The following is a 23,841-nucleotide window of genomic DNA, read 5'->3' as shown; positions in this document are numbered from 1 at the left end:
CCCTGTAAAATACTTTATAATAAGTCCAAAGCCTGTTACACCCCCTGCAATAATATTATTTTCTAGTACTAATGTGCTGATAGCAAAAGCGATCAACGTATTTCCAAATACAACATAAGCTAAAGATTTAATGTTTTCTTTCATATATTATCACCCTTGCCAAACAATAACATAAATGCTTGAATTAAAAGTGTGACCCATGCTACAATCTTGATAAAAGGGTGATCCTATGAAGAAAATAATAATACCTGAAGAGTTATACCATTATTTTGAAGAGGCTGGTTCATTAAAAAATTATCATAAAAATGATATCATTTATATGCAAGACGATAACGCTACAGATCTGTATTTGATAAAAAAAGGACGAGTAAGAGTCTACTATATTTCAAGAGACGGTAATGAAGCTACACTAGAGATAGTCGAGAAAGGCAGGATATTCGGAGAGTCGTCTTTTATCCAAAAATCAAAAAGGCCAACCACAGTGAGTGCCATCAATGAGGTTGAACTCATTTGTTGTTCATTAGAAGATTTATATGCTTATTTATGTGAATCAGAGGAATTAACGATCTTACTTTTTCAATTGCTTTCAAATACATGCAATCATCTCTCGGGCTTACTTAATCAGGCCTACTTTTATAATAGGTACGAAAAAGTAGCTTACTTTTTATTACAACAAACAGTAATGGCTGATAAAGACAAAGACATCTGTGAAAATTGTATTCCTTATTCTCACGAAGAAATAGCGCTCTGTGTAGGATTAAACCGAGTCACAACCACTAAAGTTTTGAATTATTTTAGTAATTTGGGATATATCGAACTGAAATATAAAAAAGTAATTATTTTAAATAAGCCGGCATTAGCCCGGTACATTGGATTATCCATTCTTTGAAAAAGCCCAAGAACGATGGCTCTTGGGATCAGACTGCGGTAAAATTAACAAACTTAATTCTAAAAATGGACAAACTTTATTCTAGATTAAAATAAATAGGCTTAACCCTTTAGCTTTTTCCTTAAACCAGCAATTGTGTTTTTCTCCAATAAACTCCTCATTCCATTGAAAGCTTTACCGTGAAGAGAAAAAAAGGAATAGAAAAAGATAACTGAAAATTGAACCAAGCCTTGAAAATAAAGGGGTAGAGTGGATCTCACTTCGATGGAATCCTGACTCTACCTCTTTTTGTTATTTTCCGGACGGAAAGACTTTATTCTAAATGCTGGAGGGAAAGGGCGTTTTTTAAACATGCAAGAAAGGTTAATATTATTTGAAAAGTTTACTATATTATTGACAAGTATGATTACATCTGTAATAATTATTACAGATGTAATCATACTTGCGTTAAGGGGGAAAAGATATGTGTGAGATACCGAAGATATCTGAGGCAGAGTGGGAAGTCATGAAAATAATTTGGTCAAAGTCCTCACCCTGTACAGCGAACGATATTGTGGATGCTTTAATAGACGTGGCAGATTGGAAGCCAAATACAATAAAAACGTTAATCAATAGGTTAGTTAAGAAAAAGGCTTTGGGTTATAAGGAAGAGGGCAGATTATATCTTTACTATCCCTTGGTCAGTCAGGCTGAGTGTATTAAGTCAGAAACAAAGTCTTTTGTAAAAAGGGTTTTTGGTGGAGCTCTTCAGCCGATGTTGGTGTCTTTTCTCCAGGAGGAAACACTTTCTCCTGACGAAATTGAAGAACTGAGACATATCATTGAGGAAAGGAAGGGGTGACTTTGTTCTCAGGACACATAGATTATCTGCGCCTTTTTGATTGGGTTTGGCAGACTTCCGCAAAAGTAAGTATCTTAATTGTCCTTTTGTTACTTGTGAAATTAGTTTTCAAGAATAAAATCTGTGCGCGATTACATTATCTATTATGGTCGATAGTGATTTTCAGTCTACTGTTTCCGTGGGCACCTCAAAGTTCATTTAGTCTCTACAACCTTTCTAATTTGAAGATGCAACGAACCAATTCTTTCAGCGAGAGCACAGAAGTATTTTCGCATACTGTCGCAGAGAATGATAGAGTATTTCCTGAAGAAACGAGCTACCCCTTAGATCAAACTGCCTTAGCCCAGAACTCAAATATATTAGTCAATGACGATAAATCCCCTAATTCAATCACCACCTCCCCGTTTATACATAAATTATTCTTCTATCTTTGGCTTATAGGCATAATCGTTTTTGTTGCGGTGATTGGATTGGTTAATAGAAGGTTTAACCATAGCGTACAAGGGCAATCTGTGAGTGATGTAAAATTGCTTACAGCCTTAACAACGGCTAAGGAGAAACTAAATATTAAAGTTAAGGTGCCTTTGGTTCAAACCGGGTTAATCATTAGTCCATCACTTTATGGTGTATTCCGTCCGTGCGTTTTGATACCTATGGATATTTTGGAGGAATTTAATCAGGAACAACTTAATTATGTTTTTGTGCATGAATTATTACATTTAAAGCGAAAAGACATGGTAGTAAATTGGTTAACCCTGGGATTGCTTATCATCCATTGGTTTAACCCCATACTTTGGTATGCGTTTTATAAATTCCGAGAAGACCAAGAAATTGCCTGTGATGCTATAACACTTGAACATATTGGCAGCGATTATGCTAAGGAGTATGGTTACACACTCATCAAGCTAGCGGAGAACAGCATGAGGCCACCGAGAATGGTTAGCTTGGCAAGTTTGTCAGGTTCAGGCTCACAAATAAGGAGGAGAATTAGAATGATAAAGGACTTTCGTAAAGTACCTATAAGGTGGACGGTATTAGTTGTTGGAGTCGTGGTTGCTTTGTCATTTATAACAATGACCAACGCCACAGCGACTTCCGCCGATACCCCTGAGGTGACACTAAGTCCCAGCCCAGTTGTCTCGGTTAACTCTCTGGAACCTATCAAACTCAATCTGGACTTGGTGAAATATGCTCGAGAAAACTATCAAGGGGGTTACGACTATTCTACAGAGAACGATATTGCCAGTATTACCTATGGTTGGATGCTCGGCGGTCTTGATAGAGCGTCCGACAAAGAGGGACTGGAAGAAAAGAAGAAACAAGCGGGAGAATACCTGCCTACTGAACCGATATTTGTTAAATCGTATGATGGAACATTTCTAGAGGATTATTATATTGTTCCGTATATCCAGGGACAAAAGTTTGTGGGTGCGAGTGTAGTATGTCCCGATGTTGGTGTTAATCGGCGTGTCCAAATGTATGATGGAGTGATATTTTCGCCACGTGAAAAGTTATTGAAGATCGATGCCAATGATGCAATTGAAATTCTTAAACAAGAAAAAGGAATTGAAAAACCTCCAGCGCCTAGACTTGTTTTCCATAGTGCACTCAGTGAATCGAGTCTATTCCCATCAGATTACAGTCTACTCCCATCCTATAACGAACCTAATCTATTTCCCTCTTATTCTATCCTCCAACCCTCCTGGGAATTTATTATAGACGATGACACCAGATTATATGTGAATCAAGCGGGCAAGGTATTTAACGATACGAACATAGTTCCCTGGTATGAGACGTATATCGCTCCTAAATATAATTCACAAGCAGTTCGAATTGAATCCAATAAATTGATACGTGATGACGGTTGGAGTTTAAATGTTAGCAAAGTGTCGCCCTTAAGCAATTCTAAAGGAGGATGGAGTTTAACTCCCTATGATGAATCTAAACCTTACAAATACTATGCGGTTTTCCTCACCTTGGAGAATGCCAACGGAAAAGATAAAGGGTTTATTCCTAAAGGAAAGATCTCAGGAGTGATTGGCAGTAGTGGTAAATTATATGACGCCCAAGAGCTTTCTTTTGATACTTGGTATATTCGAGATCTTCGTGGTTCACAGATGATGGCCCAGAAAGATGGCAGAACTATTGAACCCGGTATCTTTAAAGCCGGCCTCGCGCCTATACAAGTTGACCCAAGCGAACAGAAGTTGACTCAAATAATTTATCAAGATGAATACGGAAATCAATTTGAGATTCCAATTCAGATCCCCGAATCTAATCTTTAGCTCAATACGAGAGATTCGAGTCGGTCTTTAAGTCTAATTCGGACGAATTATGTCAAAGTTAGGATAAATATGATAGGCAGACCACTTTCTGCGCTCAATTCCCTTACTCAATTTGGCAGCTCTTGGCTTAGCCGTGAAATTCGATTTACCGCAACTTTTACAGGGCTAACTTTTCTAACTGCCTTATTGATTTTATGATCCATTATTACGTCCAGTTAGGTGCCAATGGAAGTTTAGCGGCGCAAAAAGTTTTTCTCTTCTGAACTCTATGGGCGGGGTCACGGTTCTAAAACGGCTGCTTATTCTCCTTGGAGCAGGATTAATGTTTTTACCTTCTAAGAACGTAGACACAAATATTTCAATGGGGCAAGCTGCAACTGAAGTCACAGCAGCCACAGAAGGCACTTTGGGCACCAATATCTTTATGGCGGCAGCACTTCTTATTATGGGTCAAATGGTTGGGCGTTATCTTTTCTATGCCATGATGATGATAAGCACTGTCGGTTTAAATTGATTTGAAATGAAGATATCTCTTTGGTTGTTTTCCCCTAAGAATATGGGCGATAAAGCAGGAAGCAGTGGAGTTAATCCCCACTGCTTCCTGCTTTAAAATACCCTTGCATATCCGCAATCCTATATTCCAGGATTATGAAAATAGTTACTACCGGGTTTATGATAATTTTCAGAAACAAGTAGAGTCTTACGGGGTATATAAGCAAATTTTTAAATATCCAGCATTCTTGGGACTAAATTAAAAGTGCTCTGTCTAAAAACATATTATTTATCCGTCGGAATATCTAAAGGAGGTAATTACCAACTCTGATAGAATATTACTAGATACGATATAAGGAGATTTTAATACTCGCTTAAGGAGGGAAAGCCGCTTGGTTTTCTCAACTCTACGGAGTTTCCGAGTGAGTTTATGACCGACTTAGGTTCAAAATCCCTTAATACTCTTTAAAAAACAAGGATCCCAAACTATTCAATTCCCAAGTGATCAGTCTATAATTGTTAGGTGGTACAAGTTCGATTAAATAGAGAGGGGTTGGAAAAGTGAAAAAGTTTATCAATCTTTTGTTTGTCTTGATTATTGGGATCGTCTTTGTTACAGGCTGTTCGTTTGGCCCTAAGCCCGAATCAACCGTATCTAATTTTATCGATGCGGGTAAAAAGTTTGATTTGACTCAAATGGCGACGATGGTGAACCCTGCTGATGCACAAAAAGTAACCGATATGACTAAAGGAAAGGATAGCAAGGCTGAAACAGACCAGTACCAACAATACTTCATGGATTATTTTAAAGATAACGCATCCAAGATTACTTACACTATCAAGGGAACCAAAGTTGAAAAGGATAACGCAACCGTCACTGTAGATTTTAAGTATGTAGACGGGGGACCGCTCCTTAAAGCAACGCTTGGAGATGTTTTCTCGAAGGCGATCTCCCTAGCATTCACCGGCGTGCAAGTGAAGGATGACGAGATGGGGCAGATGCTCGTATCTTCTATGGCTAAGCAAAAGGAAACCATCAAGGAGACTACAGCCGAAAAGACTATCGATATTAGTCTCTCTAAGATTGATAACAAGTGGTTGATTAACAAGCCCAGTGATGAACTCTTAGATGTCTTTATGTCGAACTTTATTTCTGTTGGAAACGAAATCAATAAGTCTATGAACTCCGGTACTAATGCTAATAAAGGACAAATGACTTTTATGGAGCAAGCCAAGAAAGATAATAAGACCATTATAACGAAGGCTATTGGCGATGAAATTCCTCTTGCGACGATAATCATAAAAGTAAATAGCGCTCAAGAACAGGCAAACATAACCGCCCAATATAGTTCTCCTAAAGTAGCAAAAGATGGCGCTAAATTTCTAGTCGTTAATTTGGACATTACGAATACTACGAATAAAGCATTTACATTCGATCCTCAGCTGCTGATTGTTGACGATAAGGGTCGTGAGTTTAAAACATACGATAGCATTGGCGCGATAGATAACTATCTTAATTACAAGGAACTTTCGCCAAGCATCAAGGAAACAGGCAATTTGGTCTACGAACTTCCAAAAGATGCAGCAAGCTATAATCTCGTTGTTGGAAAATCAGGATCAAACGAGGTCTATCAGATTGTTCTAAAATAAACATCTGAGTCGACTGCACCGTTTGCCTAGAAATCTTCAGTTGTCTGCTAAGTTCTCGGATTGACCACCCTTCTTATTAGCAAATACAGTAAGGCCCATTCTAACCGACATCGGCAGTAAAAACTAAGAAAAAAGCGAATTGTGGAAGGGCTTTGTCCGATGTATGAAAGTGAAATGCCGAAAGCATAGTGGATCATAGTTTTTGAACGGTTTACTAATGACAGGTGTGAGAACGGCGGCAAAAGCAGCAACATGTGTTATGTGATACAGCTGGATTCCACATAAACAGGCAGAAAAAAGACCTTCCCCAACAAGGGAGGTCCGCCTGCATAATGAACTATGGATGGGTTCATGATGAAACATGAAGATGAACCTCTCACCCTATGCTCGTATGTTTCAGGTAACATTTTAGATCAAAACTATGAGAAAAATGAAAGGGTTGGGTAGATGTAATAGATAAATCTATGTTGAGCCGACAGAATAGATGTAAAGGTTATAAACGCAGAGTTTAAGCCAATGTCAAAGACTTTTCCAGATGTGAGCAGCTTGCTGCTACTAAGCGAAGTCCTTCAGGTCCTTTTTGACTGTTTTATTGGGTGCGAAACTTAAGATAATATATCACAAAAGTATACGAACAAGAACAATTGCTTGATTACATAGTCATATTATGATATGATATGACTATACATATAGCGAGAAGAGGTGATACCATGGAAGCAGCTATCAGACCATCAGCCGATTTAAGAAATCATTATAGTGAAATTTCCAGGCAATGCAAAGAATCAAGAGATGCCGTTATTATTACCGTAAATGGACGGGGAGATACAGCAGTTCTTGGATTGCAAGATTACTACCAGATGAAATCTGAACTGGAATTACTAAGAACACTTGCAGAAGCGGAAGATGATGTGAAAAGTGGAAGGATAGCACCAATGCAGGATTCATTCGATGATCTTCGTACATCTTTACTGGAAAGGAAGAATGGATGAAATATAAAATTATACGAGCGGATAAAGCAGAGGAACAGCTCCGTAAAATCATTTTTTATATTGCAGATGATTCAGGGGATGTTGATATTGCACTTAGATATCTGGATAAAATTGAAACTGCAATCAATCGTCTACAGGAGTTTCCAGAGTCAGGAGGCATTCCGAGATATTCAATTTTGAAAAAGCAAGGGTATAGAGTAGTAATTGTTGAAAGGCATCTTGTGTTTTATAAGATAAACGAGACAGATAAGACCGTAATTATATATGCTATTGTGGATGGAAGAAGAGAATATCGTAATTTAATATAAGAAGTGTAAAAAAGTGTAAAAGAGCATTCAGTCTAAACCTGGATGCTCTTTCTTGTGCGCTAGGCAGCTTTACTTGTGTTGGGGGTTAAAGTCCTTTGTGCACCGTCGCCAAATCGGAAGCACGTGATTCCGGAAGAACCGGAACTCACTGTGGCTATAGGTGCAGCCTTGTTGGCCTAGTATATATTTAATATTAAACTGTGACAGAGATCACTGCGGCGAGGGACTTTTTTCTGTATTCTTAGATTACTCATAAGATTGCCAACTAGATTATAATTGAAATGGAGGTTGGCCCCTCTTGCCGGATTCTGAAGGAAAACGCCCGGTTGCTTATAAACTAAAGCCACAAGCCCTATTGAAATATCTCTCCAAGATGAAAGGGAATCCTCGAACATCCCCCTTACAATCACCGCCCCCATTGGATTTATTTCTATCGTGGTTTGGAGCCCTACTCGGAATCGGGGTCGTAGCCATTCTTGCCTTGGTCTACCAGATGCCGATGCTCGTGGCCTCGTTCGGAGCTTCTGCGGTTTTGCTTTACGGGGTCCCGGATGCGCCTCTTTCCCAGCCGCGCAACGTCTTTTTTGGTCATACTCTTTCCGCAACAGTGGGAGTGCTGGCCTTTGCGCTTTTCGGGTTGACCTGGTGGTCCGCCGCTTTGGGTACGGCGACGACTATACTCCTGATGCTGCTGACCAAGACGACTCATCCGCCGGGTGGCGCAACGGCTCTCGTGGCCATCCTCAATCAAGCCGGGCCTCTCTACATTGTGACGCCTGTGGCGGCCGGAGCCATGGTTTTGATTGTCGTAGCCATGCTTATCAATAATCTTTCACCGAACCGAAGTTATCCTCGTTATTGGTTTTAATTTTTTATCATCAAAAGCGATAAGGAGGCTGATGCCATGTTTAAGAAAATCTTAGTTCCTACGGATGGGTCCGAAAATTCACGGCGGGCTTTTGCTTATGCCGTACAATTTGCCCGGCTTCTGCAAGCGGAAATAGAACTTCTCCATGTTACCTTCACCCCCGAAGCCCTGGGTTATGTTCTGTCCGAGGGAGTAGCCGTTCCTCAGGAACAGTTTAATCTCAACGGTGAGCAGGCGCTGCAGATAACACTAAGCCGTGTGGACACCCAAGAGGTACCGGTCCGTAAAAAACGAAGACCCGGCCATCCCGCCGCTGTGATCCTTGAGGAGATTAAAAAGGAAGCCATTGATCTTGTCGTCATGGGTAGCCGTGGGTTTGGTCCTATAGCGGGCTCGCTCCTTGGCAGTGTCAGCCAGCGTGTCTTACACGGGGCAGTATGTCCGGTCCTGATCGTAAAGTAATGACAAGGATTAAAAAGTTAAGCACCTTCTCAGTACTCTTAGTTGTTTGAACAATGAGCGGACTTACGGGGTTTTTTGTAAGTCCGCTTTTTCTGTTGCCTGTAATGGACAGTGGGCTTGATCTTTAATAAAAACCGCAATGCGCTCCCTTCCAGAGTAGGCTTAAGGTTACTCCACTTTTAGAATCTCTTTGTGGATGCTTTCGTAGCTAACCTTATTTATACCGAGAATGCGGACTCCTTTACTCCGGGCAAGTAATCTATTTTACACGTAACGTTCACTACCTGCCAAATGGATAATAATGGACATTTGGAAGACCGAATACATAAACTATCGTATAGATCGTTAGATATGTATGATATGTAAGATATGGAGGTAGCAAAATGGCGGGTGTAGATTATTATTCGCTCTGCCAAGGGTACAGAGGCAGAGCAGTTGAAATTAGAACTTTTGACGGAAGAGTTCACCAAGGTATTATTATGGATGTTGACTATAACAGAGTATATTTACAACCGCTTTGGCGAGATAAGGATTTGGGTGGCTTTGGCTATGGTTGGTATGGTTATCCCGGTTTTGGCGCCGGAATTGCGTTAGGCTCGATTGCCACATTGGCTTTACTTCCGTTTGTCTTTATCTAATTTCATATTGCAAATCTTTTGAAAAGGTTGAATGAAAGAGACCGAAGGTTGTGAACTGCCCTCGGTCTTTTCGTCAATCTCGATACCCTGTAAATGTAAACTATCTAGTTCATTTTAATCGAGCTATCTGCTCACTTGGAGTATTAAGTAAATCGTTAGATGTTAAGCGATTTGCTTCATTATATTTCCTGACTAAATAATAACCTACACAGTAACCTGCCATTTGGGGATAGGAATATAACCCGTATAATATGTCTTGATGTTTACGATCGGTTTTTAAGATATTTCTGTTCGGGCGTACTAGGTCATTCCACATTTTCTCTAGTTCATCATTTGTGTAATAAGATGACCAGGTTACCATAAACTCCTCGCCATATCTTTCAGAGACTGCATTTTCAGCTAATCCTTCCAATATAATGGTGTCGAGCAATACATAATCTTTTTCACTTTTTGGGTATTTAAATAACCGGCATACATGGTTGTATTCATGTGTAAATAATGACCTTATTTCCTTTTCTGAGTTATCTTTTGAAATGAATAAAAAGAGTTTATCCTTAAAGGCTATGCCTGATTTTCCATTGAAATCTATTCTGATTTTAGGGTTATTGATATCTGAAGGAAAAATAAAGACAGGGACATCGGGCCCTTCCCATATTTTTTGAAGCCGTTCTTTTTCATCTTGTATTATTTCCCATACCTTATTTTCTTGTAATTTTCGCACTTGGTCGGCTCCGTTCTTGAAGGGACGATACATTCCATGTAGAGCTAAGTGATCATAGATCTCGTGAGCTTGAGCGCCATCAAAATATGCTTTCATCTTTTCACATATGGCGATGGGTTGCTCATATAAATCGACCAACCACTTGTCTGTTCGAATAACGCTCATATACGCCCCTCCAAACTTTATTCTCATCCAAATAATATGTAACTTGAATAGGGGGACCATAAAGTCACAAATGATCCCCTTAACCATAATATAATATAGTTATTTAACTGCAAGGATGTGACTGAAACTGAATTACACATATCTCGATTGTTTGGCATCGTTCGGAGTTGGGGGTGCTCACCCTGGAGGTCTTCAACTTACAAAAAGTATTTTAGCAAGGGAAAATATAGATCAAGAAACGTTAATTCTTGACGTTGGATGTGGTACCGGTCAGACATCTGCATACATTGCCGAGAAGTACCGATGTTCTGTTACTTCTTTAGATAGTAATAACATAATGCTGGAAAAAGCAAAACAAAGATTCTTATCCTTAAATTTGGCTATTAACGTAATGCATGGGAGTGTCGAAAATTTACCGTTTTGTGATGGATTATTTGATTTCATTCTATCAGAATCTGTAACATCATTTACAGATGCCTCCCTGACAATACAGGAATTCAAAAGGGTGCTTAAACCAAATGGTGTATTGCTTGCAATTGAAATGGTACTTGAAGATTCGCTTTCTGAGGAAGAGCTAAAAATAATAATTGAGTTTTATGGGGTTTCTCAAATATTAAGCGAATTGGACTGGTATAACCTTTTTAAAAAGACTGGCTTTAAAGAAATAAGTGTAGGGAAGTTCAAGCAACAATCTAATAAAAATGATATTGATATTGATGCGGCTCCTGATTTTTTACTTTCGGAAAATATAGATGACAAGTTGCTTGCAATTCTTGAAAAGCATGAGCAGTTAAGAAAAACTTATAAGGATAAACTCGGCTTTTATGTTTTCAGGTGCAGTTTTTAACTATGCTTTAATATTGTAATAAGCGTTGATATGGATTAGAATGGCGAAAGAAAGAGGAGAGAATCGGGGAGTTCAATTTGTTTATATCACATCTTGGGGAAATCGCAGCATTGACGACCGCTTTCTGTTGGGCTGTTTCCTCAACATCTTTTGAAGTAGCAGGGAAAAAGGTAGGATCATTATCTGTCAATCTTATCCGTTTAGTTTTCGCCTTTATATTTATTTCGGGCTATAATTTCTTAACGAGGGGAATGCTTTTACCCTTTGATGCCTCAAGTTCGACCTGGTTTTGGCTGCTTATCTCCGGATTGGTTGGCTTTGTGCTAGGCGATTTGTTTTTGTTTCAAGCTTTTGTGGAAGTGGGTTCTCGTATATCGCAGTTGATTATGTCCATAGTCCCGCCGATTACGGCTATTTTGGGCTTTTTCTTCCTTGGAGAAAAAATAACACTGCTGGCCGGGCTGGGAATGGTTATTACCTTAAGCGGGATTGCCCTGGTTATTATGATGAAAGATCCGGGCGAGAAAAAAGTAAAGTTATCCCATTCTATGAAGGGGATAACCTTTGCCTTTTTAGGAGCTTGTGGACAAGCCTTCGGTCTGGTCTTAAGTAAGATTGGAATGGGAACGTATGATCCCTTTGCTGCGACACAGATCCGTATTATCGCGGGTATCTTCGGATTTATTATCGTGATTACCTTTTTGAAGGGTTGGGGGAATTTACATACAGCACTTAAAAATAGGCAGGCCATGAGGTGGATAGCGACCGGTTCCGTATTTGGTCCGTTTCTTGGGGTTTCCCTTTCTTTATATGCAGTTCAGCTTGCACCTACAGGCGTTGTTTCAACATTAACTTCGATTACTCCAATCTTGCTTATTCCCGTTTCTTTGTATGGCTTTAAGGAGAAAGTACGTCCTCAGGAAATCCTAGGTGCTTTTATCTCACTCATCGGGGTTTCGCTTTTATTTTTATGAAATTAAAGGTTGGGGCAAACTAAATATACATTCTTTCTTGGTCATTCATTGAGAATCCATCCCTTTTAACATCGCTCATTTCTAAGGTATCATCTTTTATTACAATATTTTTGAGTTTTTTAACCGAACCATAAGCTTTTTTTAATGAAAGCTTATCGCCTCTCCCGGAAATAACCCATAATGTTTTATACCCTTTAGGGATTGATTGGAGCTTTTCTTCACCTTTGCCGTCTGTAAAATAAACTAACAAATTAACCTTATGATTATTCGCATATTCAAAAACGGGGGTAAATTTAGTGCCCCCTCTCGTATTTATTCTTTCTTTTATATCCTTTATAGTTTTGACGTTATACACACGTCTAATTTCACTATCACATTCGATAATCGTAATTTCATGATTATAATTTTTAACGATATCAAGGACTTCTTTTATGGCTTGATTAAATTCTTCATCACTAATGCTGCCGCTGATATCAAGGGCAACGGCAATTTTGGCTTTATGACTTCTGAGTTGGCCTCTTAAATCTAAGCGATCAGGCTGTCTTCTATTTCGCCGGGTGATCGTCTTCTTTTTTTGGCTTGCAACAGTTCCCATCAACTTCTTAAGATATAGATTCCAAGGCAATTCACCCTTGCTGTTTTTAAGGGATGAAATCATGCTTGCCAAATAATCGGGAACACTGCCCTTTTGAGCACTATTAATAAAATTCTCCGTAAATTCCTGAAGCGTTTTTTCATCGATATCATTGGACTCTTCCCAAATGTCATGGGTTTTTTCCGGATCATAAGATGTTTTTGCTATGCTTTCGTCCCGATCTGTGTCACGTTCATCTTCCTCATTCTCATCCTTATCCTTATCCTTATCGGCTTCCAGCAAGTCCAGGGCCGTTTGAATCTTTTCCACATAATATTCAAATGGTTTAAAGGGCAAGAGGTTTAAAGAATAATTCAAATTCACCCATTCTAAGGTAACCGCATAGGGGGGCAGATGATCTAAATATTTATTGATGACGATATCCATGGCCATATTGATCGCTAATGGGCTATAGTTCGTTTTGAATTCTTTCGCTCTTATTAAATGCAAAGATAGAATATGGAGTATTTCGTGTTTAATGGTGCTTTCCATTTGTCTGATATTAAGATTTAAGAAAATGAGGGGATTGAAATAGATAACATATTTGGCGTCTTTAAAATTAACGGCAGTAGGGCTGTTTATATCAAACCGTATTTCTCTTAACATTTGAAACAAAAAATATCCATAGAAATTATCTTTGTCTTCCATAAGGCTTAAATTAACCTTATCGACAAGGCTAAAAAATTCTTCTTTAAATTCTGGGGGGATATTTATCTCAGAATGATCATTTTTGCGCTTCGCTTTTATAAAAATATCGATAATTTCATTTGCTTTTTCATAAAGCCTGTTTACTTGGTTATCAAAATAAGTTTCCATAAATTATCACCTGATTAAACGATAAGATTCAAAATAGGACTCAACAAAAGCTTCATTTTCTATGGCATGTTTATATATTTCGGGATAACTATTTTTGATATCTTTCATAATTCCTACCTTTAAATCCACAGGATATAGGTTTAAAAACTCAATCAGTCTGTCTATAAAGAAAACCCGGCTTTCGCTGAGCCTTAGGGATAAAGAAGACTTGGCTGGCGCCAAAGCGATAGCCTTAGTCGCCTTATCCTGCCGCACTAAAGCACATTCATCGTAGGAAGGACGGAAGTCGCTGGTTGCACTTATGCCATCTGCAGAATAATTTGTGCTTTCTGTTGGTATAAAGAAGGAATCAGAATCATGATGATGATATTTCATATTTGCTTCTAAGGTTTTGAGAATATTCTTGGCGGAGAGGTAAAGTCTTGTATGGCTTTCGTTTTTTATTCTTTCGCAGAGAGATTCATGAAGAGAACTGCCTGAAAAAACATCTTCATAAGATATGAGCGGACTATAATCAGATTCAACAAAGCTAACAAACTCTTCGGCGATTACTCTCCCGACATTTCCTTTTATAACATTTAAAAACACAGACCGGGGTATTGAATCTTTTTTCTCCTTATAAATTTTATAACTGCTAGAAATTCTCTCATAGCTTCTTGGGGTTGCCCTTATATCATCTTCGTTAATCTTATGCAAATAATCGGGGAAGGTCGAGATAAACTCGATTACCTTTGGCTCAATACCGGCCTCTATTGCCCAATCCAACCACTGGTTAGCATCAGGCTCCATATATAGCCATACAAATCGATTTTCTTGCGCTGCATCCATATCGACAACTTGGTAATCAAAATCCGATCCATATTTACTGGAAGGATTCATAGCGGCTAAGATTTTTACCCCTTTAGGTAAATGATATCCGTTGATTTCTCGATTTAAGATTAAATTCATAAGTTCCTGTTGGACGGTATGTTCACAACGATTGATCTCGTCTATAAATAAAAGAACTGTTTTTCCTGTAGATATTTCTTCATCAATTTCCCTGAGCTTATGATGAATGGCATATACTGTAGTTTTCTTTTCAACCTTATCTCCTTTATCATTAACCCCGGCATAAGATTCTACAGTGGGAAGACCCCCTATTTCACCTTCTTTAAGGAGATTCCCATTAATTACAATTAAACTCCAATGATAATCTTCCGCAATTTCCTTGGCTAAAGCTGTTTTTCCTATTCCGCTTTCACCAACGATTAAAGGGACCTCTTCAGTCGCTAGGACTAACTTAACACTTTTTAATGTGTCGATAAAATTCATGACATCTTGCTCCTATATCATCTTCAGCTTTTCATCTACGGCTATTTTTTTTGCTTTTTTACTTCCATATTTATAAATAAACATGATTTTGTCGATGGGCATAATGGGGCTGTTTTTATCGATAATACTGCAATTTAGAAAATCTCGGACATATTTTTCTTCCACATTTTCATCGGCTAAGGTTTCCTCTAACACGTGTTCTAATTCATCTTGGGAGATGTCTTTTACAATATATTTAATGACGAGTATATTGACTTTCAAAAATTCCAGTATTTTATGTTTATCTAAATCATTGATAAACGTGATAGCCTTTTCATCATTCTTGATCGCGATAAGCTCGGTATTATGGGTGGGGGAATTGACATATCTTAAGGCATCATAACTGATTTGTACAGCTGCTTCTTGTACACTTTCGCAAGGTTCCTTGATAAACTTGATCGAATCGTAATTTTTCCCTACCGCTAATAATTGCAGTTCCTCGCTTGGATTATGAACATATTGAATCGCCCATCCTGCTTGATTGATAGCGAGTTTAATTAATTTATCGGTTGGATTTTTAATATATTCTAAGTTAATCCATCCATCATTGATTGCTTTTATCATCATTTTTTCTGTAGGGTTATTGATAAATTGAATCGCCTGGGCATTATTTTCTATCGCTAATTCTTGCATTTCACGAGTCGGATTATCGATATACTCTAAGGCTAGTCCATTTTTTTGAATCGCGAGTATTTTCATCTCGTCTGTGGGATTATTTATATATTTTATAGCATTCGGGTTATTCTTTATCATTTCAATAAGCTTTGATTCTTCCATAATGTGACTTTCCTTCTGAACATATTTTTGTTATATAATTAGATGTACGTATTTAGTTAATCATCCAAACGAAATGATTATACCACTGTATAAAAAAGGGGTCTATAAATGCTCATACAATAACAAGTTCGCTATTAACTTGGTATTAACGGTAAGGGTAGACTAAACCCTTAAAATGGAGTTTTTAATGAATAAGAAAATACTTTTAGTAATAATGGCAGTTTCTCTTTTTTTGATAGGATGCGGAAATTCGGTACAAACATCAGAAAGTCCCGTTTTGGAACCCAAGGAATCAGCCGTTGTAGCTGAAGCTAGTACCGGGTCTAATGATACAGTAATGAGTATTCCCTCAGGAACGTTTGAGTTTGCTCCGGATAATCTCAAAAATATAGAGGGCTTTGCCCCCATTGAAAATAAGACCGCTATTTAAATTAAAAAACGACTACAATTGTGGTCGTTTTTTATGTATTATTTATAATCCCTTTACCCACTTCGCTACCACAAACCCGGGATTTCCTTCCCTTTTTTCCTCGAGAGAAAGCGCCTCAGATGTTGTTTGAACATTGGGGGGGAAGAAAAGACATTCTCCGATTTCGACAGGCACACCGATTGGCCAGGAACCTATTTTCTCTTTGCTATAAAGGGCAGCACGGGCAAAGACAGAATCGGGATTGTTACGTGATGATTCCTCATAGTATTCACTCCAGGCACTGTTGCCGGCGATAAGTCCGATCATCATACAGCCCCCGGGTTTTAAATGACTAAAAAGTCCTTTCAAGACTTTTTCCGGTTCGGGTATGAATTCAAAGGCAGTCATGGAAATAATCCCATCATAGGTTTCAAGCTGATCCAGGATTTCTGTAATATCAGCGTGCCACCAGTGAACACGATGAGCTTTTGAAGTGTTTTCCTCAATCACCGTTACTTTCTTTTGGGCCAGAGCCATCATTTCACAGGAAATATCAACAGCGGTGACTTCATATCCCTCTTGCACAAGCCAGCTCGTATATTGACCGGTACCACATCCGATCTCAAGGACCTTTGGACCCGGTGCTTTAAACATGGACTGGGCCAGGTGACGTTCAACTTGATCAGATACTGATCCAAGCTCGGTATCATACCAGGAATCATAATGTGCAGCAACGTCGTCAAAAAGTGGTTTGTTCATTAGCAATCACCCTCGTTAGAATTTTACTTGTAACTTTCTACTTTTTGCTTTTAATTCCTTCTTGCAAAAACATTCCAGATTTTATAAGTTTTATTTACGGAGCAGGGGTATAGGGGTATAATTTTATTAAAAAGCCGAGGAGGAATTATTTTATGAAGGTTGGGCTAATCCGATGCATGCAAACTGAAGATATGTGTCCCGCTTCAACCGATTTTATGGTTATGAAAGAAAAGAAACTTGCCTTTGCAAATATAACAGAGGATATTGAGGTTATTGGGGTTAATACTTGTGGCGGTTGCCCAGGGAAAAAGGCCGTAACTAGAGCCGCGGAAATGGTTAAACGGGGTGCTGATACAATCGTCTTAGCATCATGTATTACTAAGGGAAATCCAATCGGTTTTCCTTGCCCTAATGCTGAACAGATGAAGCAAGCGATTTCCAAAAGGGTAGGTGACACGGTTAGACTCATCGATTACACTCATTAAAAAATAGGATGGCGACCCATATGGATTGAGTCGGTTTTGAAAGGTGATATAAGTGCTGAAAGAAATAGGGGGACTTTTGGGGAATATTGTTCTTATTTTATTCCTATTAGCCCTCTTGAATTATGTTGTAAAATACATCAATCGCAACTATCGGAAGCAATTGATGAAAAATGAAGCAGGATATCAACTGTTTACCAAAGTTATGAGATTTACCGTAAAAAATCATAAATACTTTGGGCTAACGGTAATTATCTTTTTGTTGCTGCATTTTGCTGTTCAGATGAACCTTTATGGTATAAACATTACGGGGGCCATTGCGGCTGTGATCATGCTTGTTCAGATCGGGCTAGGGTACTATGGTACGAGGGCTAAGAATAAAGGGAAAACATGGCTCAAAGCGCATCGACTTATAGCTGTACTTCTTTCGATTTCTGTTTTGACCCATCTCGCCTTTGGATGATAGGAAGATAAAGACGGCTAGATGTAAGAAAATTGCATAAGCCGTCTTTTCTTATGCACTAGGGTTTTTAACCTATCAATGGTTGGAAATTTTATTGACAGTATCAATTACATATGTAATAATGACTACAGACGTAATTGATAAGTCGGGGGGGATCTATATGTCTGAGATACCGAAAATATCAGAGGCAGAGTGGGAAGTAATGAAGGTAGTTTGGTCAAAATCTTCTCCTTGTACAGCAAACGAGATTGTTGATGCATTGATAGATGTTGCAGATTGGAAACCGAATACGATAAAAACTTTAATTAATCGGCTGGTTAAGAAAAAAGCTATAGGCTATGAAGAGGAACGTAGATTTTATCTCTACTATCCTTTGGTTAGTCAAGCGGAATGTATTAAGTCTGAAACGAAGTCCTTTGTTAAACGCGTTTTTGGGGGGGCTTTCCAACCAATGTTAGCAGCTTTTCTTAAGGACGAAAAACTTTCCCCGGAAGAAATTGAGGAGTTAAAACGTCTTATCGAGGAAAGGAAGGAGTAGCTTGCTATTAGGACATATAGATTATATGCACCTTTTTGATTGGGTTTGGCAGACTTCTGGCAAGGTAAGCATTTTAATCATTTTCTTATTAATGGTGAAATTTGTCCTTAGGAATAAAATCAGTCCACGTTTGCATTATCTATTATGGTCGATCGTGATTGTCAGTCTACTATTGCCATGGACACCTCAAACTTCCTTTAGTCTATATAACTTCTCTCATTTGAAGACGCAGCAAAACAGTTCCATCAGTGAAAATGCAAGAGCAGATTCGGATTCGGCGATAGAGAGTACTGGATTATCTTCGGAAAAAGCGGGCTTTCCATCTGACCCATTTGATCCAGTTGCCGGAGATCAGAATTCGGATAGCATAATCAATAATAATAAATCAGTTAATCCTATTGCCGCCTCCCCGTTTATACATAAACTGTTGTTTTTCCTTTGGTTAATGGGTATTGCCGTTTTTATAATCGCGGCGGGGTTGATCAATTTAAGATTTAGTAACAGGATTCAGGGCCGATTAGTGACCGATATGAAGCTGCTTAAGGCTTTTGAAGAGGCCAAAAATAAGCTGAATATCAAAGCTAAGATACCTTTGGCTCAAACTGGGGCAATTACCAGTCCATCACTTTATGGCGTATTCCGTCCAAAGGTTTTGCTGCCTATGGGTACTCTAAAGGAATTTAATGAAGAGCAGTTGGATTACGTTTTTGTGCATGAGCTGCTTCACTTTAAACGTAAAGACATGGCGGTGAATTGGTTAACCCAGGGATTACTGATCATCCATTGGTTCAATCCGCTGCTTTGGTACTCATTTTATAAATTGCGGGAAGACCAAGAAATCGCTTGTGATGCTATAACACTTGAAAAGATTGGCGCGGATTATGCAAAAGAGTATGCCTATACACTCATCAAAATAGCAGAAAGGAACACGAGACTACCACGAATTATCAGCTTGGCAAGTTTATCTGGTTCAAGTTCGCAAATCAGGAGGAGGATCACGATGATTAAAGACTTTCGTAAAATACCTTTACGGTGGGCGTTATTCGTTGTTGGAGTTGCAGTTGTCTTGACATTTGTTACCATGACAAACGCCAAGGCTGACCCGTCCGATGCGCTTGAGGCTACGGCCGAAGATACAAATGCCGCTCTCAGTCAGCAGATACCCGAGTCTGAACAATTTTCTTCTTTACCGGATGGAAGTTTTGATTATAAAAAATATCTTTCTTTTATACCTTCACTTCCAAGTTATACTGCAGGATATGAGCTTACATACTCGCAAATCGCAAGTAACCCAAATTCTACTACAGGCAAAAATACTAATACTTACCTAGCCGCATACGGCAAAGGCGCCGCTACCGCATTTACAATAGAGGAAGCAAAACCCGGCGAGATGTTTCAAACTATTCATCAATCTAGTTTTGTTAAAGAAACAAAAACTCCAATTCAAATCATCGATTTGCCAGCAACTTTGACAGTTATTGAGTATAAAAATTCTAGTCATTCATCTATACAATTTACAAAGGATAATGTGGAGTATATTGTTTCCGGTTTTTCGGAGGGAAGCATTTCCCAAGAAGAGTTAAAGAAAATTGCTGCGAGTATTAATACTTCAGTAGATAATCCTCCTACAGACATCATTATTCAGAAAATAGGGCAAACTGCTTCGAATGGGTTAAGTTTTAAGACTCTGAAACCTGAAGGTATTGCCGTTCCACAGGGATATGGCTTTGAGCAGGAGTCTTCTAACATACAAATTAGAGAAAATGAAAAGTATGAAATATTTTCTCTATCCTATACAACTGGAGATTCCACTCCGTTTTTAAATGTGCAGATGAGCAAAGGTAAGCTGCCATTTAAAGAGATGGCTTTAGAGTTAAAACCATCGGATTTTGACACAAAACAAATTAACGGAACTGAAGTTAAACTGCGAAAAAACCTAAATAAAAATTTGCCAGCGGCACAATTTGGTATTAAAGATGGTATACAATTTACAATTTTTGCACCGGAGTTACAGGAATCAGAGGTAGAAAAAGTAGTGACTTCAATTTTGCAAAGCTATTAAAACGTTAAAGCCTTTTCTCGCTATAACTCTATAATTTGAAATCATATATAAAACTTAGTTTTTAACTGACCCCGATAGGCTATATGCTTTTCGGGGTTGCATTATAGCTAAAGACTTAAAAGAATTGCTTACAATTATTTCGTATTTAAAGAAATGTGTATTATGATGATAGAAAAGGTGAAACCATAGATCAGAGATGCTTTCCCATCCTGTGCACTGGGGGTAAGATAGATGAGGGTTCGTGTCTAATAAATAGAAAGCCTGGAGATAAAGGAAACTTACTTCAGGTAGAGTTTTGACTCCATCTGAAGTTTAGTTGACTTATCCAGGGACTTAGCGCCACTTATCTTCCACTTAAGAAGTGGGAGTCCTAGTGGCGGTTAGTCATCGGATAAATGCAGAAATTATATCAAGGCAATCACAAATTAAGGTTGGAGATTCAAGTTGTTAGACGAAAAGGAATTTTTTGAAGAGATCAAAGCGATAGGGTTGCATTTAACAGAGCAGCAAAAGAGGGCTGTCGTCCATGGCCAGGGGCCTCTTTTGCTTTTAGCTGTTCCGGGTGCAGGCAAGACGACCGTTCTTACCGTACGCTTAGCCTATTTAATCCTTGTGAAAAGGGTCGATCCTCAAACAATTCTTTGTCTAACGTTCAGTCGGGCTGCCGCCAAGGAAATGCGTGAGCGTTTCAATCATTACTTTGGCAGCAAAATTCAGGGTGAAGTTCAATTTTCAACGATACACAGTTTCGCGTTTGAGGTGGTTCGATCTGCTTTTCATCAAAGAGGAGTTCGGTTTGAATTAATTGAGGAAAAAACCGGGGCTGAAAGCAAGACCGGGGTACTTCGTCGAATCTATGAGAAGTACAACGCATCAACGCCTACCGAGGAGCAGCTTGAAGAATTGCAGAATACCCTTTGCTATGTGAAAAATACGTTGCAAAAGCCGGATGAGTTTAAAAATATCCAGATTAAAAACTTTTCCTTGATTTTTCAGGACTACGAGGAATATAAAAGGTCCAGTCAGCCGCGCCTCATTGATTATGATGATATGCTTTCGATCGCATTTCAGGAGTTAACCGAAAACCCAGAGCGTCTTAAGGTTTATCGTCAGCGATTTGTCACCCTACTTACGGATGAAAGCCAAGACACTTCTCTTCTCCAGCATAAAATCATTGAAATCGTTGTTAAACCGAAAAGCAATCTATTTGTTGTCGGTGATGATGACCAAAGTATTTTTGGGTTTAGGGCGGCGGAACCAAAGTATTTACTGGATTTTGAACAAACGTATCCGGGGGCAAAAATTCTCCGAATGGAACAAAATTTCCGCTCGACTCCGCAAATTGTTGATGTCGCCTGTAAGTTTATCCGATCGAATAAGCTGCGTTTTGATAAAGAAATGTTCACGAAGAATCCTCCGGGAGACGTCGTTCAATTTGGACACTTCAAAGATTTAAAAGAACAAGGTGAGTTTATTATCCGGGGGTTAAGTCGCGAGAAAGATTTATCACAAACGGCTATTCTTTACCGAAATAATCTTTCTAGTGTCTATTTCGCAGAACAATTTACACGGGCTCAGCTTCCCTTTTATATGAGAGAGGCCGGAAAACTGAATTTTTTCTCACACTGGGCGGTTAATGATATACTCAATTTTTTGCGGTTTTCGTTCAGTGATAAGAGTTTACCTGTTTTGGAGCGAATTTGGTCAAAACTTCCCTGCTATATCAAAAAGGAACAGCTTGCTTATCTCAAACAAATCCCGATCGATCGTTCCCTTTTTGAAATCCTGTCCGAGCTGCCTGAGGTTACGTCAAAACGGAAAAGTGAGTATCTAGAGCTTAAGAAAAAGTTTAAAGTGTTGAATACACTTCCTCCTGCAAAGGCTATCTGCTATATCCGATCCGATTTAGGGTATGATCAAGCGGTTAAGCGAATTTGTGAGGCATTCGGTTTCTCGGTAGAATATATTGAAGGCCTTCTGGAGATTTTAATCGCGATTGCACGAAATGAACGAACAATTGTGGGTTTTGCCAATCACTTAAGCGACCTTGAAGAACAGATGAAGACTTCTTATAAAAATAAAAACAGCAATGCCGTTACCCTTACAACGATCCATTCGGCCAAGGGATTAGAATGGGAAAACGTTTATCTTGTGGACCTTGTCGAAGGCATCATTCCTGAACAGGAGGCGATCAAGGCCGAAAAAGATGGAGTGAAAGATCTCTTGGAGGAGGAAAGGCGTCTATTCTATGTTGGAATGACGCGGGCTAAAAAACGGGTAACTCTATGTACAACGGATTATTATCATAATAAACGGGTCAAAGGATCTCGTTTTGTCCGTGAGACAGCGCTTGTTATGGAAGGTAAATCTCCGCAGAAAATCTATGAAAAAGAAGCTGTAAGCCTTTCGAGCGATCTTGTCGCAGGGTTAGTTATCTTCCACAAGACCTTTGGTAAAGGAGTCATAACTTACGAAGAGGGGAATGTGATTAAGATCCGTTTTCAAGACGGTTCACAGCGTTCTTTCATGAAAGACTTCTGTGAAAAACAAAAATTGATCTGGACGGACTAGAATGCTTTGGATAGGGTATACTTAAATCAAAAATTAGATATTGGAGAAAATTTAATATGAATGATTTAAAGAATTTTACGACTCAGCAATTAATTGACGAACTTGTAACCAGAGCAAAGGTTAAAAATTTTAGTGTCGCCCCGGATGTTAAATATCAAATTATTAATAGGTGCACAATAGTTGATGATTATGGTCCGGCAGTTTTATTGGTTATTACTGATTAGTTCCCTTTAGAAGGGCAGAGCGGATTTCACTTTACTTTATTGAAATCTAGACTCTGCCCTTTTATTTTTATACTAGGTTCGATGCAGACGGTAAGCCCTAATTTTACGGTGGGGGCGTTTAGCGGTTTAGCGTTTAGCTTTTTGCATGAAGTATTCGCCAATACAGAAGGATTATCGGAGAAATGTGTTGAAAGAACAAGGATAAGAAGTTAGAAATTACCATGGAATCCATTTGAAATAGGAGGTTAAAAAATGATTTTGTTCCTTTATGTAATTCTGTCTTTCTTATATTTCGTCATCATTTATGCAGCGGTAAGGTTAGCGATAAATCCATTGATACCGAAATCAACAGATTTAGAAAATGATAAAGATGACGACGGATTAGTTAAGCTGCGGGATATTGAGGTCTTAACGGATATGGAACTTGAAGAGATCATTGAACTATACCATAACAATAGCGTTAATAATAAAGAAAAAGTGAAGTATGAGAAGTATTTAAAGCTTCTTAACGAGTTGAAAGAAATCGAATTTTTCACCGATGAGGAGTATGCCAATAAGAAGAAAAAACTGGATGAATATTATCATAATCAATAAATGTATAAATCCCCTCGGCCTAATCCAAAATAG

At 38.7% G+C, this 23,841-nt stretch carries 27 protein-coding genes; 21 read left to right on the top strand and 6 right to left on the bottom strand.

All coding sequences use genetic code 11. The features are described 5' to 3' along the window. Nucleotides 1-144 (bottom strand): YitT family protein (locus VB077_RS13245; RefSeq protein WP_323415726.1); only part of this gene is annotated, 144 nt, incomplete at its 3' end. An 85-nt stretch (nucleotides 145-229) separates the two neighbouring features. On the opposite strand from VB077_RS13245, the gene VB077_RS13240 reads away from it, so the two are divergent. From VB077_RS13240 to VB077_RS13190, 11 genes are all read left to right on the top strand, one after another. Then, nucleotides 230-889 carry a Crp/Fnr family transcriptional regulator gene (locus VB077_RS13240; protein WP_323415725.1) on the top strand — a complete coding sequence of 220 codons (660 nt, stop codon included), beginning with the start codon at nucleotides 230-232 and terminating at the stop codon, nucleotides 887-889. A 463-nt stretch (nucleotides 890-1,352) separates the two neighbouring features. Next, the gene (locus VB077_RS13235) at nucleotides 1,353-1,730 is read left to right on the top strand and encodes a BlaI/MecI/CopY family transcriptional regulator (RefSeq protein WP_323415724.1); all 378 of its coding nucleotides are present in this window, start codon (nucleotides 1,353-1,355) and stop codon (nucleotides 1,728-1,730) included. A 2-nt stretch (nucleotides 1,731-1,732) separates the two neighbouring features. Continuing rightward, a complete protein-coding gene (locus tag VB077_RS13230) occupies nucleotides 1,733-4,015 on the top strand; it encodes a M56 family metallopeptidase (RefSeq protein ID WP_323415723.1) in 2,283 nt (760 codons plus the stop codon). A gap of 69 nt (nucleotides 4,016-4,084) precedes the next feature. Beyond that, entirely contained in the window at nucleotides 4,085-4,213 is a 129-nt protein-coding gene (locus VB077_RS13225) for a DmsC/YnfH family molybdoenzyme membrane anchor subunit (protein ID WP_323415722.1), read from the top strand. 124 nt (nucleotides 4,214-4,337) lie between these two features. Further along, a complete protein-coding gene (locus VB077_RS13220) occupies nucleotides 4,338-4,529 on the top strand; it encodes a hypothetical protein (protein ID WP_323415721.1) in 192 nt (63 codons plus the stop codon). 539 nt (nucleotides 4,530-5,068) lie between these two features. After that, a complete protein-coding gene (locus tag VB077_RS13215) occupies nucleotides 5,069-6,157 on the top strand; it encodes a DUF4352 domain-containing protein (protein WP_323415720.1) in 1,089 nt (362 codons plus the stop codon). Nucleotides 6,158-6,867: 710 nt separating this feature from the next. Further along, nucleotides 6,868-7,146 (top strand): type II toxin-antitoxin system Phd/YefM family antitoxin, encoded by a 279-nt coding sequence (locus tag VB077_RS13210; RefSeq protein WP_323415719.1) that lies wholly within the window; start codon nucleotides 6,868-6,870, stop codon nucleotides 7,144-7,146. After that, entirely contained in the window at nucleotides 7,143-7,454 is a 312-nt protein-coding gene (locus VB077_RS13205; RefSeq protein WP_323415718.1) for a type II toxin-antitoxin system RelE/ParE family toxin, read from the top strand. Before VB077_RS13210 ends, VB077_RS13205 begins: the two co-directional genes overlap by 4 nt. A 298-nt stretch (nucleotides 7,455-7,752) precedes the next feature. Next, nucleotides 7,753-8,322 carry an HPP family protein gene (locus tag VB077_RS13200; RefSeq protein ID WP_323415717.1) on the top strand — a complete coding sequence of 190 codons (570 nt, stop codon included), beginning with the start codon at nucleotides 7,753-7,755 and terminating at the stop codon, nucleotides 8,320-8,322. A gap of 36 nt (nucleotides 8,323-8,358) precedes the next feature. Then, nucleotides 8,359-8,784: a universal stress protein gene (locus VB077_RS13195; protein WP_323415716.1), complete on the top strand. Its 426-nt coding sequence runs from the start codon at nucleotides 8,359-8,361 to the stop codon at nucleotides 8,782-8,784. 383 nt (nucleotides 8,785-9,167) lie between these two features. Then, nucleotides 9,168-9,422, top strand: coding sequence for a hypothetical protein (locus VB077_RS13190; protein WP_323415715.1), 255 nt, complete (start codon nucleotides 9,168-9,170; stop codon nucleotides 9,420-9,422). Between the two features lie 109 nt (nucleotides 9,423-9,531). Here the strand turns inward: VB077_RS13190 and VB077_RS13185 are convergent, their stop codons facing one another. Beyond that, entirely contained in the window at nucleotides 9,532-10,308 is a 777-nt protein-coding gene (locus tag VB077_RS13185) for a DUF2268 domain-containing protein (RefSeq protein WP_323415714.1), read from the bottom strand. A gap of 151 nt (nucleotides 10,309-10,459) precedes the next feature. Here VB077_RS13185 and VB077_RS13180 point away from each other — a divergent pair, with 151 nt between their 5' ends. Both VB077_RS13180 and VB077_RS13175 read left to right on the top strand, forming a co-directional pair. Further along, a complete protein-coding gene (locus VB077_RS13180; protein ID WP_323415713.1) occupies nucleotides 10,460-11,155 on the top strand; it encodes a class I SAM-dependent methyltransferase in 696 nt (231 codons plus the stop codon). A 77-nt stretch (nucleotides 11,156-11,232) separates the two neighbouring features. Then, nucleotides 11,233-12,129: a DMT family transporter gene (locus tag VB077_RS13175; RefSeq protein WP_323415712.1), complete on the top strand. Its 897-nt coding sequence runs from the start codon at nucleotides 11,233-11,235 to the stop codon at nucleotides 12,127-12,129. A gap of 19 nt (nucleotides 12,130-12,148) precedes the next feature. On the opposite strand, the gene VB077_RS13170 is transcribed toward VB077_RS13175, so the two are convergent. Genes VB077_RS13170 through VB077_RS13160 form a run of 3 tightly spaced genes read right to left on the bottom strand, consistent with a single transcriptional unit; the run spans nucleotide 12,149 to nucleotide 15,706 of the window. Further along, nucleotides 12,149-13,579 carry a VWA-like domain-containing protein gene (locus VB077_RS13170; protein WP_323415711.1) on the bottom strand — a complete coding sequence of 477 codons (1,431 nt, stop codon included), beginning with the start codon at nucleotides 13,577-13,579 and terminating at the stop codon, nucleotides 12,149-12,151. Between the two features lie 6 nt (nucleotides 13,580-13,585). Further along, nucleotides 13,586-14,890 (bottom strand): ATP-binding protein, encoded by a 1,305-nt coding sequence (locus VB077_RS13165; protein WP_323415710.1) that lies wholly within the window; start codon nucleotides 14,888-14,890, stop codon nucleotides 13,586-13,588. Nucleotides 14,891-14,902: 12 nt separating this feature from the next. After that, nucleotides 14,903-15,706: a hypothetical protein gene (locus VB077_RS13160; protein WP_323415709.1), complete on the bottom strand. Its 804-nt coding sequence runs from the start codon at nucleotides 15,704-15,706 to the stop codon at nucleotides 14,903-14,905. Between the two features lie 187 nt (nucleotides 15,707-15,893). On the opposite strand from VB077_RS13160, the gene VB077_RS13155 reads away from it, so the two are divergent. Continuing rightward, nucleotides 15,894-16,136 (top strand): hypothetical protein, encoded by a 243-nt coding sequence (locus tag VB077_RS13155; protein ID WP_323415708.1) that lies wholly within the window; start codon nucleotides 15,894-15,896, stop codon nucleotides 16,134-16,136. Between the two features lie 42 nt (nucleotides 16,137-16,178). On the opposite strand, the gene VB077_RS13150 is transcribed toward VB077_RS13155, so the two are convergent. Then, on the bottom strand, nucleotides 16,179-16,874 hold the full coding sequence (locus tag VB077_RS13150; protein WP_323415707.1) for a class I SAM-dependent methyltransferase: 696 nt from the start codon (nucleotides 16,872-16,874) through the stop codon (nucleotides 16,179-16,181). Between the two features lie 152 nt (nucleotides 16,875-17,026). Between VB077_RS13150 and VB077_RS13145 the strand changes: the two genes are divergently transcribed. The 7 genes from VB077_RS13145 (at nucleotide 17,027) to VB077_RS13115 (ending at nucleotide 23,808) form a co-directional block, all read left to right on the top strand. Next, on the top strand, nucleotides 17,027-17,359 hold the full coding sequence (locus tag VB077_RS13145; RefSeq protein WP_323415706.1) for a CGGC domain-containing protein: 333 nt from the start codon (nucleotides 17,027-17,029) through the stop codon (nucleotides 17,357-17,359). Nucleotides 17,360-17,411: 52 nt separating this feature from the next. Continuing rightward, the gene (locus tag VB077_RS13140) at nucleotides 17,412-17,819 is read left to right on the top strand and encodes a hypothetical protein (RefSeq protein WP_323415705.1); all 408 of its coding nucleotides are present in this window, start codon (nucleotides 17,412-17,414) and stop codon (nucleotides 17,817-17,819) included. A 160-nt stretch (nucleotides 17,820-17,979) separates the two neighbouring features. Continuing rightward, a complete protein-coding gene (locus VB077_RS13135) occupies nucleotides 17,980-18,357 on the top strand; it encodes a BlaI/MecI/CopY family transcriptional regulator (protein WP_323415704.1) in 378 nt (125 codons plus the stop codon). Between the two features lies 1 nt (nucleotide 18,358). After that, a complete protein-coding gene (locus VB077_RS13130) occupies nucleotides 18,359-20,419 on the top strand; it encodes a M56 family metallopeptidase (RefSeq protein WP_323415703.1) in 2,061 nt (686 codons plus the stop codon). Nucleotides 20,420-20,863: 444 nt separating this feature from the next. Beyond that, the gene (locus VB077_RS13125; RefSeq protein ID WP_323415702.1) at nucleotides 20,864-22,990 is read left to right on the top strand and encodes an ATP-dependent helicase; all 2,127 of its coding nucleotides are present in this window, start codon (nucleotides 20,864-20,866) and stop codon (nucleotides 22,988-22,990) included. Nucleotides 22,991-23,046: 56 nt separating this feature from the next. Continuing rightward, nucleotides 23,047-23,214, top strand: a complete 168-nt coding sequence (locus tag VB077_RS13120; RefSeq protein WP_323415701.1) for a BC1881 family protein — start codon at nucleotides 23,047-23,049, stop codon at nucleotides 23,212-23,214. A 252-nt stretch (nucleotides 23,215-23,466) separates the two neighbouring features. Beyond that, on the top strand, nucleotides 23,467-23,808 hold the full coding sequence (locus VB077_RS13115; protein ID WP_323415700.1) for a hypothetical protein: 342 nt from the start codon (nucleotides 23,467-23,469) through the stop codon (nucleotides 23,806-23,808). Nucleotides 23,809-23,841 lie beyond the last annotated feature (33 nt).

Origin of the sequence: Desulfitobacterium sp. (genome assembly GCF_034927245.1) — a bacterium.
In the GTDB taxonomy this organism is placed as follows: Bacteria; Bacillota; Desulfitobacteriia; order Desulfitobacteriales; family Desulfitobacteriaceae; genus Desulfitobacterium_A.
The sequence above is the reverse complement of the archived record's forward strand: the minus strand, read 5'-3'. Positions and strand labels throughout refer to the sequence as shown.

What these genes read in the sequence shown, in the direction of transcription:
- VB077_RS13240 (WP_323415725.1), top strand. Translation starts at nt 230, where the DNA reads ATGAAGAAAATAATAATACCTGAAGAGTTATACCATTATTTTGAAGAG.
- VB077_RS13235 (WP_323415724.1), top strand. Translation starts at nt 1,353, where the DNA reads ATGTGTGAGATACCGAAGATATCTGAGGCAGAGTGGGAAGTCATGAAA.
- VB077_RS13225 (WP_323415722.1), top strand. Translation starts at nt 4,085, where the DNA reads ATGATAGGCAGACCACTTTCTGCGCTCAATTCCCTTACTCAATTTGGC.
- VB077_RS13220 (WP_323415721.1), top strand. Translation starts at nt 4,338, where the DNA reads ATGTTTTTACCTTCTAAGAACGTAGACACAAATATTTCAATGGGGCAA.
- VB077_RS13210 (WP_323415719.1), top strand. Translation starts at nt 6,868, where the DNA reads ATGGAAGCAGCTATCAGACCATCAGCCGATTTAAGAAATCATTATAGT.
- VB077_RS13205 (WP_323415718.1), top strand. Translation starts at nt 7,143, where the DNA reads ATGAAATATAAAATTATACGAGCGGATAAAGCAGAGGAACAGCTCCGT.
- VB077_RS13195 (WP_323415716.1), top strand. Translation starts at nt 8,359, where the DNA reads ATGTTTAAGAAAATCTTAGTTCCTACGGATGGGTCCGAAAATTCACGG.
- VB077_RS13190 (WP_323415715.1), top strand. Translation starts at nt 9,168, where the DNA reads ATGGCGGGTGTAGATTATTATTCGCTCTGCCAAGGGTACAGAGGCAGA.
- VB077_RS13185 (WP_323415714.1), bottom strand. Translation starts at nt 10,308, where the DNA reads ATGAGCGTTATTCGAACAGACAAGTGGTTGGTCGATTTATATGAGCAA.
- VB077_RS13170 (WP_323415711.1), bottom strand. Translation starts at nt 13,579, where the DNA reads ATGGAAACTTATTTTGATAACCAAGTAAACAGGCTTTATGAAAAAGCA.
- VB077_RS13165 (WP_323415710.1), bottom strand. Translation starts at nt 14,890, where the DNA reads ATGAATTTTATCGACACATTAAAAAGTGTTAAGTTAGTCCTAGCGACT.
- VB077_RS13160 (WP_323415709.1), bottom strand. Translation starts at nt 15,706, where the DNA reads ATGGAAGAATCAAAGCTTATTGAAATGATAAAGAATAACCCGAATGCT.
- VB077_RS13155 (WP_323415708.1), top strand. Translation starts at nt 15,894, where the DNA reads ATGAATAAGAAAATACTTTTAGTAATAATGGCAGTTTCTCTTTTTTTG.
- VB077_RS13150 (WP_323415707.1), bottom strand. Translation starts at nt 16,874, where the DNA reads ATGAACAAACCACTTTTTGACGACGTTGCTGCACATTATGATTCCTGG.
- VB077_RS13145 (WP_323415706.1), top strand. Translation starts at nt 17,027, where the DNA reads ATGAAGGTTGGGCTAATCCGATGCATGCAAACTGAAGATATGTGTCCC.
- VB077_RS13135 (WP_323415704.1), top strand. Translation starts at nt 17,980, where the DNA reads ATGTCTGAGATACCGAAAATATCAGAGGCAGAGTGGGAAGTAATGAAG.
- VB077_RS13120 (WP_323415701.1), top strand. Translation starts at nt 23,047, where the DNA reads ATGAATGATTTAAAGAATTTTACGACTCAGCAATTAATTGACGAACTT.
- VB077_RS13115 (WP_323415700.1), top strand. Translation starts at nt 23,467, where the DNA reads ATGATTTTGTTCCTTTATGTAATTCTGTCTTTCTTATATTTCGTCATC.